Raw genomic sequence first — 16278 nt, 5'->3', positions numbered from 1 at the left:
CGAATGCAAACTGACGTAAAGAAATTTGCCGCAAAGCCGGGCACCCATATTGAGATGACCTATTTTGATGCTCTCATGCAAGCGCAGGTAGAGGAAATGGCGCGTGATGAGCGAGTTGTTCTGGTGGGAGAAGACGTCGCAGTCTACGGCGGCGTGAAGCTCCTTGAGCAATTCGGCAAGAATCGGATCTGGAACACCCCGATCTCAGAAGGCAGTTTTACGGGAATGGGCATCGGGGCCGCCATCAATGGATTGCGTCCGATCGTGGACCTAACAGTGGGCAGTTTCCTCTATCTCGCTTCGGATCAGATAATCAACCAGGCCTCGAAGCTGCGGTTTATGACTGGAGGTCAAATCGACATTCCGATCGTGGTTCGTTGCTGTATGTATTCAGTCGGGTCCAACGCAGCGCAGCATGCCGACCGGCCATATCCGTTTTTCATGAATGTGCCGGGCCTCAAGATCGTCAGCCCGACCGGTGCAGCCGACATCAAGGGTCTTATGAAGTCGGCCATTCGCGACGATGATCCCGTACTTATCTTCGAAGATAATCAGCTGTGGACCGTCAGGGGCAATGTTCCCACAGATCCGGATCATATAATCCCGATTGGCAAAGCGGATGTGAAGCGCGAGGGAACAGACATAACCCTTATCGCCGTAGCCGGCGCCATTCGGGCGACGATGGAAGCTGTCGATGCGCTCAGTGAGGAAGGCATTTCGGTCGAGGTGATTGACCCACGTACCTTGAAGCCGCTTGATCATGAGGCATTTAAAACCTCGGTCGCAAAAACAGGCCGACTTTTAATTGTCGATAATGCCCACCGCGTTTGCAACGTTGGAAGCGAAATCGCCGCTGTGATGGCGGAAGAGGCGTTCTATCTATTGAAGCGGCCTATCGTGCGCCTAAGCGCGCCCGATATTCACGTCCCATTTAGTCCGGCTCTTGAAATGGACTTCTACCCTACGAAGAAGCGAATTATGCAAGCTAGTCGGCAACTGCTCTGAAATCCTTGTCCGTCTCTGCGTCCGGCCCATTCCCGCCAGCGTCGTTTGCCCCAACTATCGGAGAGCCCCAGTCGACGCGATCGTACATCGGCCGTTGGGTCTGGCGCTACGCGCCATACACCAAATGGGGTGAACATCACCCAGTTTGGACCGCAAAGCGCCGATTTTTTGCGTCATCGGTCGAATTGCGTTGAGATTCTGCGTTTGCAGCTAATGTTCGCTTAAAGCGGCTCGTCGAATGAAATAATGTAAGCCGTGCACTAAGGCTTCCGACTGTCGGCCATGAAGATGTTGACGTGATTGAAAGGGTTCATTTCGAAGGAGTTCGCCCACTATGAATGAGGCGGTTCGCGCATGTGAGCGATTTGGTCTCGTTCTCTGCGGAGATGCGCCCCCTCCTCAGTTGCTTGCTCCTGAATGCCTACCCACGATTGCTAAGGCACAGGTTATTCATCCGCAGGATCCTCGCAAAGTCGCGGTTGACAACGTGGATCAGCTGGACCGCTTAGGCTGAGATGGACGCCCGAGGGAGTGCCAAGGTGTTCTTGTATGAGCACGCCGAACAGTCCGCCTAAGGTAGTCGCCGGATCTATTCCGCAGCTGAGAAGATAACGAAAACTGTTGAAAGAATAACGACATGGCCAGCACTGAAGTGATTAAAAATTACATCGATGGAAGTTGGCAGGATTCTTCGTCCGGCGGACGGATCGAGGTAGACGATCCGTCAAATGGGGAAGTTATAGCCGTTGTAGCAGAGGCTGGACCCGAAGAGGTCCAACTCGCCGTTGCCGCCGCTCACCGAGTCTTTCGAGACCGCGTTCTGATCGACATGCATCCATACGATCGTGGACGCATGCTGTTTCGGATTGCTGACGCCCTCGACGCGCGAGTCGAGGAGATTGCGACTATCAACTGTGTCGAGACGGGCAAAGCAATGGACCTGGCCTATGGCGAAGTTCAAACAGCCATTAGATACCTGCGGTACTACGGAGGCTTGGCCGATAAGCTCGAAGGTCGTTCCATCCCACGCGGGGCCAACCTGGTCGACTACACGCTCCGGAGTCCGTTCGGCGTGTCCGCCCAGATCGTTCCGTGGAATGGTCCATTGGAACTAACGGCTCGGTCGCTTGCCTGCGCGATCGCGACAGGAAATTCAGTGGTGGTAAAATCGCCAGAGTTGGCCCCGTTGTCCGGAATTGAGATGGCACGCGCCTGCGAGACGGCTGGGGTGCCTGCCGGGGCCGTCAACGTTCTCACTGGTTATGGCCAAACGGTAGGCCAGGCGCTGATCGAGCATCCCGACGTTCGCCATATCGTCTTTACGGGCTCCGCAGCTACCGGGCGAACAGTCCTCAAGGCCGCGTCGGAGCGTATCGTGCCCTGCATCATGGAATTGGGCGGCAAGTCGGCCGCGGTTGTTTACTCGGATGCCGATCTCGACAGCGTTGTTGAGGCGGTTCGGATAGGGTCCTTTCTAAATGCCGGCCAGAACTGTAACAACCTATCACGCCTGCTTGTGGAACGCTCTATTGCAGGCGAGCTGCTACAGAGAATTAAGGCTTGCGTCGACGGATTTTCTGTTGGCCCAGGACGCGATAATTGCCACATTACTCCCATGATCTCCCAAAAGCAGCGACAGGGAGTCGAGCGAGCCTGCCAGACCGCCATCTCTCAGGGCGCTAAAGTTGTGACCGGCGGAACAGCTCTTGCTGAGCGGAGTGGCTATTTCATGCCGGCGACAGTGTTTGCTGATGTCGAGCGACAGAGTAATCTTTTCAAAAAGGAAGTCTTCGGTCCTGTTCTCGCCGTCACTACGTTCGATGATCCGGCGATGGCAGTCGACCTCGCAAACGACACCGATCAGGGGTTGGCTGCTGGCGTTTTCACTCGCAATATTGACAGGGCACTTTGGACCGCCGATCGCCTGTGGGCTGGGCAAGTTTACGTGAATGGGTGGTATGTCGGCGGCGTAGAAACGCCATTCGGTGGAGTAAAGCAGTCTGGGTATGGCAGGGAGAAGGGCCAAGAAGCGCTGGATGGTTATGTTCAGACCAGAAACGTTGGGATCACGATCTCGGCACCACGGGACTCCTTCGGGCAAAGCGGCGCAGTTTGACATTGCCTGTGTAGGCCGGAGGCGCGGTCGCTTCGGGACACGCGTCGATCTGCACCAGCCGCAGTGGTCTCGGCGAAGGCGATAACGATAGGGGGCGCGGCGTCTGGCTGGCGTGCCGACGGAGCTGGACTGCCGGTGCCGAGGAGCCGAGGCTCGGGACCGCCAGAGGCTGGCGAAGTTCCACGCTGTCATCATGGCGATCTTGCGCCGAGTAGGCCCGACAGCCTGCTGCGCCACTCCAACCAGGGATTGCAATATACGAGCGAGGAGTTCCAGCGACTGATAGCCGACCACGGCATCACCTGCTCAACAAGCAGGTCGGGCAACGTTCGGGACAATGCTGCGATGGAGAGATCTCGTCACTCAAGACCGAGCGGACAGTCCGCAAGGTCTATAGGACGAGGGACGATGCGAGGGCGGACTACATCGAGCGCTTCTATAGCCCTCGGCGAAGGCGCCCGACGCTCGGCTGTCTTCGCCCAGTCGAGTTCGAGGAACAGGCTGTGCTAGTTTAACCTCGTGTCCGAAAAACCGGCAGCAGGCCATTGGGCCGCCCAGCCCTGTAGCCGCCCGGCGTTGATGGTCTTGGTGAATCCAATTTGCCAGCGGCGCGCGGCTGTAGATTAATTCAGTCATCCTACAAGATAAGGAGCGGACCTTCTTTCGCTACAACGCCGCAATCGCAGCGAAATGGCCGGCGAGAACGCTGTGTCACACGCGGGTTGTCAAAGAAGCGGTAGCCCGCCTTCGCCGCTACACAGTCCCCACAGGCCGGGATCGGCTTGCCCGCCGCTGCTGAAAGCTGATCCAGCAACCGCTGGAGCCGCCGGACCAGGCGCTTGTCGGGAAGCTCTTCCTGCCAAGCAGCTTCGCTGCTGGGAAAAGATCTACGCTGCTGTGACACTCCGAGCAAAACGACCTTGGCTGATAACGGGGACAAGCTCTGCGCAAACAGCCAAAACATGCAGCTTTTCTGCGGCGGTGGGCCAACTTAGCGCAGGGTAACGTTCCTAGGCATGGTAGGCTGTTCCAAAGATGCCAGCAGGTGGGCGTGCTTGGTCCGGCCAGGCAACCCCGGCGAAGAGGACGATCTAGAGATGACGTATGACAAACCCTTCCTTCCCGATGAGTTTCGACGCCGTGTTCAAGACGTCAAGCAGCGGATGGAGCGAGCGGGACTGGACCTCCTAGTCTGCCAGGACCCTGCAAATATGGGCTGGCTGACTGGATATGACGCTTGGTCGTTCCAGTACCCGCAGGCGGTCTTGGTGCATCTTGAGTTAGATGTTCCAATTTGGATGGGAAGACTTGTTGATGTAAATTCCGCCTTTGTTACTACGGACTTGCCGCCAGAGAACATATTCTCGTTTTCTGATCACCTAGTTAATCATCCTGAGCTGCACCCCTTCGATGACCTCTGTCAGCTGATCAAGTCGCGAGGATGGCACTCGGCTCGGATAGGTGTTGAGATGGACGCGCATTACTATACTGCACGCGGCCATCAGCACCTTGTCAACGGACTCCCGAATGCAAGATTCTTCGACAGTTGTGGTCTAGTGAATTGGGCAAGACTCGTTAAATCCAAAGCAGAAATAGTTTACATGAGAGAAGCGGGCCGCATTGTCAGTAACACAATGTTAGAGGTCATTTCAACCCTGAAACCGGGGGTGCCCCAATATCAGATCGCTGCCGAGGTATATAGCTCACAGATACGTGGCATTGACGGAAAATATGGCGACTACACCAGTGCGTGCCCGTTGATTCAGTTCGGCGACAACACGAACGCACCGCACCTCACTTGGACGGATAAACCGTTGCCAAAGTCTGGTTTGGTTCTCTTGGAGCTTGCCGCAGCGCGACGACACTACCATGCGCCGTTGGCGCGCACTGTCTACATTGGCAAGCCGCCTGAAGAGGTCAAGCGTCTCGCGAACGTTATAGTGGAGGGGGTCGATGCTGTACTCGAAATCGCGAAGCCAGGTGAAGTTGTCGAAGAGGTTGATGCAGCCTGGCAGAATATACTCAAACGCAACGGGTATGTAAAAAAAGGACGGTCCGGCTATTCCATTGGTCTGAACTATCCGCCGGATTGGAACGAACGTACCGTTAGCATTCGATCGGGCGATCGCACTGTGCTTCAAGCCGGCATGTGCTTTCATTTCCAAACAGGGATCAGGCTCGAAGATTTTGGGGCGGCGATATCCGAGTCATTCGTCGTCACCGAGGCTGGCGGTGAACGGCTGACCGATGTCGATCGCCGCCTAATTGTCGTGGACTAGGACAGGCCGATCCGACCCGCAGCGGAACAATTCATGAAGGACTCGCTGAGAAGCGCCGAGCGAGCGCCCTGATGCCCGGCTGGCCAGAGCGTGTGGCGGAGAGGTTGAAGAAGCAAAGATGACGAGCTCTGTGGAGAATAGAGGGGATTAGATATCGCCAGATACCCTCGGCAGTACTGCGCTTGAAAGGGGTGTACGGCGGCGGCTTCAACCGCGCCAACCAACGATAACCGTCCCCTCGATCGTACAGCCACATGGGGACCGGGGCGATGCTGGTCGAGTTAACCACCGGCCGCCCGTACGTTCGGCGCCAGCGGTAAGCCAGAGGCCTCAACTGGCTGAAGCACCAAAACGACACTCTTACTCAGAGCAGTTCCCGCGCCGCCCTAACAAGCCAACGCGAGCAACCGAATAAGGAGACGCATGATTACCAACTCGCCCATCCGTCCTCGTGAACTGTCTGTTCGCGCCCACGAGGTTCTCGTCATCGGTGGAGGAATCGCAGGAGCGAGCGTAGCCTTTCACTTGGCAAAAAATGGCAAAAATGATGTCGCTGTCTTGGAGCGAAATACGCTTACTTCGGGTACTACATGGCATGCCGCCGGTTTGATTATGCAAACGCGTGGGACCCACGCGTTAACCGAGATAGCCAAGTATAACGCGGAACTTTACGCCGCATTGGAAGCCGAGACCGGGCAAGCGACAGGATTCAAGCGAAATGGTACGCTCGGTGTCGCTCGAACCAAACAGCGACTCTACGAAACTGCACGGAACGCATCAATTGCCAAAAGCTTCGGGCTCGAGGCGCACATCATTTCGCCAAGTGACGCAAAGGAGCTATACCCAGCCCTCAACGCGTCAATAATAGAAGGGGCGGTCTATATCCCTGGAGATGGGCAAACAAACCCGGTCGACACGTGTATGGCATTGGCAGCTGGCGCTAGGAAAAATGGTGTAAAAATCTTCGAGAATTCTGAGGTCACAGACCTCTGGCGAACGTTAGATGGCTGCTATCAGGTTCGCACTGGCGAAGGCGTCATCGAAGCCGAAGTTCTCGTACTCGCTTGCGGTCTCTGGACCCGAGATTTAGCCGCCAGACTAGGTGCGAGGATACCACTTTATGCGGCAGAGCACTTCTATGTGGTAACTGACACCGTCGACTTTGTGAAGCCCACGCTACCTGTGCTACGAGATACGGATGGCCACGTGTATTTGAAGGAAGACGCCGGAAAAATATTGGTAGGCGCTTTCGAGCCTTGGGGTAAAGCACTACCCATGGAGAAGCTCCCAAAGGAAACGGCTTTCATCGAGCTGGCAGAGGATTGGGATCATTTTGAGTTACCTATGACCAAAGCGATAGAAATTGTTCCGGCACTGGCAAATGCCGGAATAACTAAGTTCTTCAATGGACCAGAAAGCTTCACGCCGGATCTACTATTCATGATCGGTGAGGTGCCGGGGATGAAAAATCTTTTTGTGTCAGCTGGCTATAACTCCGAAGGCATTGAATACGGGGCAGGGGCTGGGCGAGCTTTGGCGGAATGGATCGTCGGAGGGGCGCCACAGATGGACATTAGTTTTGTCGATGTAGCCCGGTTCCATCCTTTTCAAATCAACAAAAAATATTTGCATGATAGAACTCCGGAAGTTTTGGGGCTTCATTACAAGATGCACTGGCCAAGTCACCAGCTTCAAACTTCCCGCGGGGTCCGAAAGAGCGTACTTCACGACCGGTGGGCTAAACTCGGCGCTAGCTTCGGCGAAGGCATGGGCTGGGAACGTCCTATGTGGTTTGCTGGGCTAGGAGAGTCGACGGAAAACGTCTATTCTTACGATGAGCCAAACTGGTTCAAATATACGAGCCAAGAATGCAATGCCGCTCGAAACAATGCCATTCTATTAGACCAAAGTTCGTTTGGTAAACATCTAATTCAAGGTCGAGATGCATGCCGTTTCCTCCAATGGTTGTGTGCGGGTAACGTAGATGTACCGGTAGGTAATCTTGTCTATACCCACATGCTTAATCAAAAGGGTGGTATTGAAACAGATATCACGGTCAATCGTCTTTCGAAAACGGAGTTTCTAATCATCTCGTCAGCGACAGTCCATCCGCGCGATAAGGCATGGATTGAGCGTCATATCACTGATGAGATGAGTGTTACGCTGACAGATGTTACTTCAGCTTATGCCGTCTTATCACTACAAGGACCGAGATCGCGTGAGATCTTGTCCCAGGTTACGGACGCCAATCTAGGAAATGAGGCATTCCCATTCGCCACAAGCCAGGAAATCGACATAGGATATGCGCGGGTAATCGCGAATAGACTTACTTACGTTGGAGAGCTTGGTTGGGAGCTCCATATTCCGACCGAAATGGCACAGCATGTCTTTGATATTGTCTGGGAGGCCGGCCGGCCACTTGGCCTCAGAGCTGCAGGATACCATGCGCTGGAGCATTTACGCTCCGAACGCGCCTACCGGGAATATCAACTCGATCTTACGCCTGTTGATACGCTGCTTGAGGCAGGACTGGCATTTACAATCGACTGGAACAAGGGTGGCTTTATCGGAAAGGAGGCTTTGACAGTCCAGAAAAACAATTTGCCGTTAAAGAAACGACTGGTATCGTTTAAGCTGCACGACCCAAATCCGGTGCTCTTTCATGAAGAGCTCATTCGCTGCGACGGCCGGATTGTGGGCTATATTTCGTCGGGAGTAAAAAGTTTCACGATCGGCACCTCAATCGGAATGGGATATGTTCATCACTTGGCGGGTGTCACCAAGGAGCTAATTGCGAACAGTCGATGGCAAATTGAGATCGCGGGGAAACTCTACGAGGCCGACGCATCGCTGCGGGCTTTTTTCGATCCAAATGGTGATCGGGCTAAGCGGTAATGAGCGAAGGGCCGGATGGAGCTGTGCTGAGGTTGTAGGCGAGGTTGGCCATGCCGATCTTGATCCTGGCCCGCGCGATGTCGATCGTGCGCACGAACAGTTCATCCTGGATTTCTGCTGCGCGAAGACGAGTTCGACAAAGGCGCGGGCATTCGGTCTGCCGCCCATCAGCCCGCGACGTCGCCCCGCTCATGAGCGGCGTCGGCGCTGGTCTCGCGAGGAGAAGGAGCGGCTGGTCGCGGCGACGTTTGAGTATGGGGCCAGCGTTTCCGAGAATCGCGCAGTCGGCCGGAATCCATGTGAGCCAGCTTTTCCGGTGGCGCAACGAGCTCTGCCGGCATCTCGCGCCCTCCGTCGCGCAGCTCGTCCCCGTGGAGGTCGCCGCGGCGCTACGACCGCCGCCGACGCCGGCGGAGCCGCCACCGACCCGACAGTCGAAGCCGATGTCCACTCTTCGTCGGCGCCGCAAGCCCGGCATGGTGACGATCGAGCTTGGCGGTGGCCGGCGCCTGCGGGTCGAGAGTGACGTCGACAGCGAGGCGCTCGGCCGGATTCTCGATGTTCTGGAGCGGCGATGATCCCCCCCGGTCCCGAACGGTGTGAAGGTGTGGCTCGCCACTGGCTATACGGACATGCGCAAAGGCTTTCCGGGTCTTTCGCTGATGGTGCAGGAGGGATTGAAGCGCGATCCGCACTTATGTGTCGGCCGAGATTAGTTGCGGAGCTGTCCTGGCGCCAGCCTTAGCCTGCCCAATCCGGAATCTTCCGCCACATAACATTTAGATGCTGTTCAGCAGTTGCAGAACGACATCGTTCGGTCGGAAGCGCACGCCGCGATTGCCGTCGACGCCTCCCTTCTCGAGCCCATTGCGCATCATCTTGACATCCGCGGCGGCATAGCGATGGGTGGGGCGACTTGCGCGTGCCCGAGCCAGGCTTGAATCGTCAAGAGATCCAGACCGGACTGAAGGAGCTTCATGGCGAGGGAGTGCCGGAAAATGGGTGGTGATATGGGCTTGTCGCTCAGGACCGGCCTAATGGCCGCCGCCTTGGCGGCCGCTCGCCGCACGATATGGGTCGCTCCGAAACGCGTTAGGCGCTCGTTGCGGACGCCTACAAAGATCGGTCGTGGTTCGCGATTCCACGTTCGCTCAACAAGGCGTTATCCCGCAGCTCCCCGGTCGCCGAGCCTATCGACTATATGCTGAAGCGCTGGGACGGGTTCACGTCCTTCCTCGGCGATGGTCGGATTTGTCTCACCAACGCTGGGTGGTTTTGCTCTCGGCCGGAAAGCTTGGTTGTTTGCAGGCTCCGATCCGCGGTGCGGATCGGGCCGCCTTCATGGCAACGCGGATCACCACCGCAAAGCTCCACGACGTTGATCCGCAAGCCTGGCTTGCCGATGTTCTCTCCAGCATCGCCGACACGCCCGGTCACACGGCTCGAGGACTTGCTTCCCCGGAATTGGAGCCCCTTGACGTCGCAGCAGATAAAGCTGCCTGATCTGGGCCAAAAAAAGAGGCCTTCAGATAGGATATCGCAACCCGGTGCTTTACACCCTCAAATATGTGGCCGGGATTCTCGAAGAGGACGATGACTTTTTGCGCGATTGCTCGATCGAGATGTTCTCTGAAGACGGTTTACTGAGCGCTACGACGACTATCCCGCGTCCGAGTTAAGCGTACCTATCGTCGTCTTTACCGACGACGGCCTCGACAACCTTCGGCCGTTGCCCGAAATCATGCCCCCGCCGCCCTCTTCGAATGGTTTCGAGCGCCTTCAGATCGCGCGAGCACCTCCATATGGCTGCGACCCCGCGTCCTCGATGGTCGGAAACGGAAATCTGCGCCGCCCGACGGTCCGAGACGCTCGGCACACCCTCGCAATATCGCTTGCTACAAAATCTGGCCCGCCGGCCAAAATAGGAGGGACGGTCAGCGGAGCCAGAGCCAGGAAAAGCCGGGTCACAAACCTGAAAACGCCCAAAGAGACCGCCAGTGCGAGACAACTGGGAGGGTGGGGGCTCATTCGGGTCAGCAAAGCTGTCTTTTGGAGGCAGCGTGGGGCGAGCGGATTGGCGTATCGGAGGAGGAACCCGACCGGGCCGCAGCTCTCGCCAGAGCGGAGTAGGTCTGAGTGCAGTCGTTTCCCTCGCTAGGCAGGGATACTTTTCATACCGCATATTGCTATTTCCTGGTCCTTGGGGTTTTAAAGGACTGTTGGCCAGCTATGCACTCTTGCTGGGAGTTGTGGCCGGGCTGGTTGCTCTGTTTGTAGTGCTCGCTGGGCAAAGGACGGATGTTGCCGCGGCGTGCATGAACCGCCCAGCAGCACGTCGTGGCCGAGAGAGCGAGGAAATCTGGATACGCTGCTCCCCCCTAATGTTGCCGTGCAAACCTGTCGGGCAAGTGATCTCAGCCGGGTCCTGGTGATGGCCGAAGAAGAGAGTGCAATCGCCACTGCAGTCGAGAGCAGAAGACGTGAATTCTCGATCGGGCGAGCCTGTGCTAGGGCAGCATTGTCCAAGCTCGGCTTCCCTCCGTGCGCGATCCCAAGTGGACCCCACCGGGAACCAGTTTGGCCATCTGGTGTCGTCGGCAGCATAACGCATACTGCTGAATTCTATGCCGCCGCCGTCGCTCAGCATGAGGACTATGCTGCGCTTGGAATCGATGCAGAAGCCGACGAGAAGTTGCCGTCTGGTGTGTTGGAGCTCGTTTCGGTCGATGAGGAGCGATATTGGCTTGCCAACGCACCTGGGGACCTCAATTGGGACCGGTTGCTCTTCAGTGCTAAGGAAAGCATCTTTAAGGCATGGTTCCCGCTCACACGTGAATGGCTGGGCTTCGAGGACGCCGTGGTCACCATCGTGCCGAATGATGGCACATTTCGTGCTCGCGTTCTTCACACGCCGGTCGACGTTCATGCGCGGGAGCTTCGCGGCCGGTTCGTCATTGCCAATGGACTGATACTCACCGCAGTTTTCGTTACGAGGTCCCAAAAAGGCGCATCATCTTCGGCCGCTTGATTTGCGCGCGGTGCTGCGCCAAGCGATGTCCGGCTCGAGCAGATTTCAAGGCCGGTCTTTGTTCAAGGCAAGGCGTCACAGCTCGGAGCGTGTCGTGTTGGATGTCAATGACGCGTCCAACATCTTGCTGCGGCATTTCCATCGTCAGACCCCGAAGCGCAAGGCAAGCAATGTACGCATGTCTGCAGTTATTGCGCCTCTCCGCGCCGATTGGATTTTGGATACAACTGGTAGGGCCGGCTCATTAGCGGAGCCCTACGGCGATGGGTGGACTGCATCACATCATTCGTTGTCGCTGCAGCTTCCTGTCAGCGCCATCCCGACTTGATCGCCGCGCAGCACTTTGGCCTTCAGAAAAGCCGACTTCCTGCGTCAATATTCAAAAGTCGCACAAAAGCGGCGCCTTACGGCTGCTAGATTCACTAGGCGAGCGTGGTGATCCGTTGCCGGTTGGACGACAGGTCCAATGGGGAGTGCGATAGCCTCGCTCCAAATGGGGAACTGCCGCGGCGGTCAATAAAAACGCATGCAGCGTCATCTCACGGCGTTTTACACTGTGAAAAGCGGCCAACGAAATGGAAGGAGTTACCATATGAACAAATGGCATTTTTTCGAGCGCAGAACACGCGTCTTCAGGTGCGTGGTTCTGAACGGAATGGCTGCTTTGGGTGCGGCGGCGTTGGCAATCGGCTTGGTGGCCGGTTCAGCCTCGGCGGGTTCGCTACTCGATAAGATCAAAAAAGGAGAGCCGATCCGGATCGGCTATTCCAATGATGCTCCATGGGCTTACTCCGGGTCCAACAATGAACCGCTCGGCATAAGCAATACGATTATGCTGGCCGTCTTAAAGAAAATGGGGGCCGGCAAGGTCGAGCCGGTCAGTGCTGAATGGGGGGCGCTCATTCCCGGCCTGCAGGCCGGCCGCTTCGACATTATTGCCGACGCCATGGGCGTCCTCCCTGCACGTTGCCGAAACGTGCTCTTCACCGATCTGATCGCCACTCTCAGGGATGCACTCGTCGTGCCAAAGGGCAACCCGAAAGGGCTGCATTCCTACGCCGATATTCGGGATAAGGGTGCGACGTTCGTCACAGGCGTTGGGTTTGTTGATTTGGCGACCGCGAAGAAAGTCGGAATTCCCGAAGACAAGATCTTGCAGGTCACTGACTATACGGAGATCGTCCAGGCAGTGAAAGTCGGCCGCGCCGATGCCGGTGGCTCCGAATATTTGACCTTGAAGAAAGCCATCGCCAATGATGACAGGCTTGAGCTAGCAAATCCGTACACCCCCGCCTGGCACATCTCCCCCGCTTTCGCCTTCCCGCTCGATGAGCAGGCCGCGGTCGACGCCTTCAACTCGGCGATGAAGGCTTATATCGGCTCCGATGAGATGCTGGCGTCTGTCAGCACTTACGGATACGATAAGTCGATATTGCCGGGTGGCGAAAAAACCGCCGATCTCTGCAAGGATTGAAGCAAGACCACAAAGCGACACTTGGCGTCTAATCCCCTTTCCGGGTTGCCCGAAAAGGGGATTAGGAGAATTCTCACAAGGAAGGGAAGCGAATACATGCTGAGCTTCGGCGTGGCGGCGCTCGTCAAGGGAATGTTGGTCACTCTGATCGTCACTCTTGGGGCGTCGCTGGTAACGAGCGTACTGGCGCTGATCGTGGGCCTGATGAGAGTCTCGCCTATCAAACCGGTTCGTTGGCTCGCCATTGGCTATATCGAATTCTTCCGTGGGACATCGTTGCTAGTGCAGGTCTATTGGTGGTTTTTCGTGTTGCCTATCTTCGGACTCGCCCTTTCTCCATGGACGGTGGCCATCTTCGGAATCGGCCTCTGCGCGTCCGGCTATGGGGCCGAGGTGGTGCGCGCCGCCATCCAGGCGGTCGACCGTGGGCAGTATGAAGCGAGCATTGCGCTCAACTTTTCACGGCTCACTATGATGCGCCGCATCGTAATGCCGCAGGCGATCCGTGCCTTGCTGCCCTCCTGGGGTAACATGCTTATAGAACTGCTTAAAGCAACGTCGCTCACTTTCTTCATCACCATCGCCGAGTTCACCTCAGCCGCCAAACTGGCAGCTGACACGACGGGCAACTATCTGCTTTTCTTTGCTGTGGCGCTTTTTGGATACTACATCATCGCGCGCGCACTTATCACGCCGTTTGTGCGTTGGCTGGAGCGCCGCCTCTCGCCAGGGTTCGTGCGGGAGGCGATGGCATGACTATTTGGGATTGGTCTTACGTTTGGGAGGCATTGCCGCATCTTTATCTTGGCGCGATCGTCACCGTTGAGGCTACTCTATTCGGCTTCGCGATCGCATTGATCCTGGGTCTGGTTTTCGCGCTGATCCGCCAATCTCGGAATCGATATGTCTCCACAGCCATGGCGGAAGTCGTGGAATTCATACGCTCGACCCCGCTGCTGCTTCAGGTTTTTTTCATCTATTTTGTCGGACCGGAATTCGGGATGTATATCCCCGCTTGGATCGCCGGCGTCGGTATGCTCGGCGTCCACTACGCCGCTTACTGTTCGGAATGTTACCGCGCGGGGATTGAAACTGTAGATGGCGGTCAGTGGGAGGCCTGCACTGCGCTTAACCTTTCGCCGCAGCGCAGCTGGCGAGCTATCATCTTGCCCCAAGCAATTCCCCCCATCACACCGGCTCTAGGCAACTATTTCGTCGGAATGTTCAAGGATGCACCGATACTCGCAGCGATCGCCATCCCGGAGATGCTACAGCGGGCAAAGAATTTCGGCGGGGAAAACTATCGCTATATAGAGGCGATCACCATGGTTGGCTTTTTCTACCTCGTGTTCAGTCTGGTCGCCTCAGCGATTGTCCAAGCAGTTAGCTTGTGGCTCAACCGCCGCTACCATCTGCAGTAGGAGATCTCGATGAACGAGCCCAGGGTTCGTCTGCAAAATGCCGCAATGCACTACGATGCGCTGACGGTGCTGGGGCAGCCCAATTTCCCCACGGCGCAAAACGAGAAAATCATGAATCAACCTATGGTTCGCTTCGAGAACGTTACCAAACGCTACGGTGCGCTGACCGTGCTAGACAAGCTCAATCTGGATATCTCGCGCAACGAGAAGGTGTCGATTATAGGGCCCTCCGGCTCGGGGAAGACCACAGTGTTGCGCATGCTAATGACGCTGGAACGCATCAACGATGGAGTAATTTGGGTAAACGGCGAGCCACTGACGCACATGCAAAGGAGCGGTCGGATGGTGCCGGCGAACAATCGGCACCTCAGGCGCGTGCGTGGCCAGATCGGCATGGTGTTCCAGCACTTCAATCTCTTTCCTCACATGACGGCATTGCAGAACTGCATGGAGGCGCCGGTATCGGTACTTGGGCTTTCCAAGCCAGAGGCTGAGGCCCGAGCGGCGGAACTGCTCGACATGGTGGGGCTCGGCGAGAAGAAAAATCACTTTCCGATTCAGCTATCCGGCGGTCAGAAGCAGCGCGTGGCGATCGCCCGCGCGCTAGCCATGCGGCCCAAGGTGATGCTGTTCGACGAGGTGACCTCGGCTCTCGACCCAGAGCTGGTCGGGGAGGTGCTAAACGTCATCCGCAAGCTCGGCGCCGAGTATGACCTCACCATGCTGATGGTCACGCACCAGATGGGCTTTGCTAAGGAATTCTCCGATCGTGTCTGCTTCTTCTATGGCGGCAAGATCGCCGAGCAGGGCTCGCCCGACCAGCTCTTCGGGGATCCGCAGAACGAGCGAACCCGTCAGTTCCTCAGCGCCGTATTGGAGGCAAAGTAATAGCTTCGGTGGGGCTCTACCATCCTGCAATGAGGCGGTGCAGGGGCGGCTAGAACTCGCGATAAAGGTGCTTACACTCTCCGCTGGCCCGATCACAGTTGGTCGCCGGTTCTAAAAAAGCGGACTCGCAACTTACGACCGTCCTTGGGGAGGGCGTGAAGTACAAAATCTCTGCTTCGGGGAGCTGTTGGAAGCCTGGCTCTTTGTTGATCCTTGAGCATCGCGGAAAATAGCTTATATCTCCGGTCAACGCAGATTTTCTGCGCGAAGCCCGGTTTCTTGCAGGTATCGCAAATGGAACTAGATAGAGTCGATAGGAAGCTTCTCAACGCGGTCCAACACAACAATCGCCTCACGACAGAAGAGCTGGGCGAAATCGCCGGCCTTTCCCCCACCGCCTGTCAACGCCGATTGAAGCGGTTGCGGGACGCCGGTGTAATTGAGGCTGATGTAGCGATAGTCTCGCCAGGAGCTGTCGGAAGGCCGATGCTCATGCTCGCGTCCATCACCCTGGAGCGTGATCGCGCGGACATAATTGATCGTTTCAAGCAAGCGGTCCGGCGTACACCGGAGATCATGAGCGCATATTATGTTACGGGGGAATCTGACTTTCTCCTCATAATTTCTGTACGTGATATGGCCGAGTATGAGGCATTCACCCGTCGCTTTTTTCACGAACATTCGGATGTGAAGGCCTCCAAGACAATGGTGGTAATGGATCGAATCAAGGCGTCGCTAGCTCTGCCAATTGAAGAATAGCGTCGACCACGCCATTACTAAAACTCACGCAGGGAGGCTCAGAGGGCTTCCCGCAGACCCTACGCGGTCACGCTTTATCTGCTGGTGGAGATGGAAGAGCGATCTCTCGGCCTGGCCCAGGCAGTGGGGAGTGGGTGAGTGGGTGCGACAGTTACAGCCGTACTTTATCGAAAATTCTGGCGAACTGAGATAACCGGATGTATTGGCCAAACAATACGGGCCACGAGCGCCCGTCATCGCAACCGATGCACAATAGCTACCTCGTCTCATAACCCGTAGCCGATATCGCGCAGCGATGACATCAGAGTTTAGGCTGGCTCTCTTGGCTTGTTAATCCTGTACGATGGGACGGATCAAGGGAAAGTTAAGCTGCGATGGTGCCAGTGCACAAATGTCGTAAAGGTGCCTAGCGG

Annotated in this window: 15 protein-coding genes and 2 pseudogenes; 14 read left to right on the top strand and 3 right to left on the bottom strand. The window is 56.4% G+C overall.

The window, feature by feature from the left end:
- Positions 1-3: 3 nt before the first annotated feature.
- The 3 genes and pseudogenes from RFM52_RS24810 to RFM52_RS24800 all read left to right on the top strand — a co-directional run.
- On the top strand, positions 4-1005 hold the full coding sequence (locus RFM52_RS24810; RefSeq protein ID WP_320298611.1) for an alpha-ketoacid dehydrogenase subunit beta: 1002 nt from the start codon (positions 4-6) through the stop codon (positions 1003-1005).
- A 637-nt stretch (positions 1006-1642) separates the two neighbouring features.
- A complete protein-coding gene (locus RFM52_RS24805) occupies positions 1643-3121 on the top strand; it encodes an aldehyde dehydrogenase family protein (RefSeq protein WP_320298612.1) in 1479 nt (492 codons plus the stop codon).
- A gap of 184 nt (positions 3122-3305) precedes the next feature.
- Positions 3306-3636: pseudogene (locus tag RFM52_RS24800) on the top strand (IS3 family transposase); the annotation flags it as partial.
- Between the two features lie 122 nt (positions 3637-3758).
- Here the strand turns inward: RFM52_RS24800 and RFM52_RS32870 are convergent.
- On the bottom strand, positions 3759-4085 hold the full coding sequence (locus tag RFM52_RS32870) for an IS4/Tn5 family transposase DNA-binding protein (RefSeq protein ID WP_430699308.1): 327 nt from the start codon (positions 4083-4085) through the stop codon (positions 3759-3761).
- 133 nt (positions 4086-4218) lie between these two features.
- Between RFM52_RS32870 and RFM52_RS24795 the strand changes: the two genes are divergently transcribed.
- Positions 4219-5400, top strand: a complete 1182-nt coding sequence (locus RFM52_RS24795; RefSeq protein ID WP_320298613.1) for a M24 family metallopeptidase — start codon at positions 4219-4221, stop codon at positions 5398-5400.
- Between the two features lie 423 nt (positions 5401-5823).
- Complete coding sequence (locus tag RFM52_RS24790) at positions 5824-8295, top strand: GcvT family protein (RefSeq protein WP_320298614.1); 2472 nt, start codon at positions 5824-5826, stop codon at positions 8293-8295.
- Here the strand turns inward: RFM52_RS24790 and RFM52_RS24785 are convergent.
- Positions 8285-8488 carry a hypothetical protein gene (locus RFM52_RS24785; RefSeq protein ID WP_320298615.1) on the bottom strand — a complete coding sequence of 68 codons (204 nt, stop codon included), beginning with the start codon at positions 8486-8488 and terminating at the stop codon, positions 8285-8287. The two genes, RFM52_RS24790 and RFM52_RS24785, sit on opposite strands and share 11 nt — an antisense overlap.
- Before the next feature lie 106 nt (positions 8489-8594).
- Between RFM52_RS24785 and RFM52_RS24780 the strand changes: the two genes are divergently transcribed.
- Entirely contained in the window at positions 8595-8873 is a 279-nt protein-coding gene (locus RFM52_RS24780) for a hypothetical protein (protein WP_320298616.1), read from the top strand.
- A 21-nt stretch (positions 8874-8894) separates the two neighbouring features.
- The gene (gene tnpB, locus RFM52_RS24775; protein WP_320327878.1) at positions 8895-9011 is read left to right on the top strand and encodes an IS66 family insertion sequence element accessory protein TnpB; all 117 of its coding nucleotides are present in this window, start codon (positions 8895-8897) and stop codon (positions 9009-9011) included.
- A 158-nt stretch (positions 9012-9169) separates the two neighbouring features.
- On the opposite strand, the gene RFM52_RS24770 is transcribed toward tnpB, so the two are convergent.
- Positions 9170-9367 carry a tyrosine-type recombinase/integrase gene (locus tag RFM52_RS24770; protein ID WP_347349928.1) on the bottom strand — a complete coding sequence of 66 codons (198 nt, stop codon included), beginning with the start codon at positions 9365-9367 and terminating at the stop codon, positions 9170-9172.
- 87 nt (positions 9368-9454) lie between these two features.
- Here RFM52_RS24770 and RFM52_RS24765 point away from each other — a divergent pair.
- The 7 genes and pseudogenes from RFM52_RS24765 to RFM52_RS24735 all read left to right on the top strand — a co-directional run.
- Positions 9455-9772: pseudogene (locus RFM52_RS24765) on the top strand (transposase domain-containing protein); the annotation flags it as partial.
- 954 nt (positions 9773-10726) lie between these two features.
- Positions 10727-11323, top strand: coding sequence for a 4'-phosphopantetheinyl transferase family protein (locus RFM52_RS24760; protein WP_320298619.1), 597 nt, complete (start codon positions 10727-10729; stop codon positions 11321-11323).
- A gap of 592 nt (positions 11324-11915) precedes the next feature.
- The gene (gene ehuB / locus RFM52_RS24755) at positions 11916-12797 is read left to right on the top strand and encodes an ectoine/hydroxyectoine ABC transporter substrate-binding protein EhuB (protein WP_320298620.1); all 882 of its coding nucleotides are present in this window, start codon (positions 11916-11918) and stop codon (positions 12795-12797) included.
- Between the two features lie 96 nt (positions 12798-12893).
- The gene (gene ehuC / locus RFM52_RS24750; protein WP_320298621.1) at positions 12894-13553 is read left to right on the top strand and encodes an ectoine/hydroxyectoine ABC transporter permease subunit EhuC; all 660 of its coding nucleotides are present in this window, start codon (positions 12894-12896) and stop codon (positions 13551-13553) included.
- Entirely contained in the window at positions 13550-14218 is a 669-nt protein-coding gene (gene ehuD / locus RFM52_RS24745; RefSeq protein ID WP_320298622.1) for an ectoine/hydroxyectoine ABC transporter permease subunit EhuD, read from the top strand. The genes ehuC and ehuD overlap by 4 nt, the downstream gene beginning before the upstream one ends.
- 111 nt (positions 14219-14329) lie before the next feature.
- Positions 14330-15106 carry an ectoine/hydroxyectoine ABC transporter ATP-binding protein EhuA gene (ehuA, locus tag RFM52_RS24740; protein WP_320298665.1) on the top strand — a complete coding sequence of 259 codons (777 nt, stop codon included), beginning with the start codon at positions 14330-14332 and terminating at the stop codon, positions 15104-15106.
- A gap of 294 nt (positions 15107-15400) precedes the next feature.
- Positions 15401-15865: an Lrp/AsnC family transcriptional regulator gene (locus RFM52_RS24735; RefSeq protein WP_320298666.1), complete on the top strand. Its 465-nt coding sequence runs from the start codon at positions 15401-15403 to the stop codon at positions 15863-15865.
- Positions 15866-16278: the final 413 nt, after the last annotated feature.

The organism is Mesorhizobium humile, from assembly GCF_033977215.1.
GTDB lineage: Bacteria > Pseudomonadota > Alphaproteobacteria > Rhizobiales > Rhizobiaceae > Mesorhizobium > Mesorhizobium humile.
The sequence above is the reverse complement of the archived record's forward strand: the minus strand, read 5'-3'. Positions and strand labels throughout refer to the sequence as shown.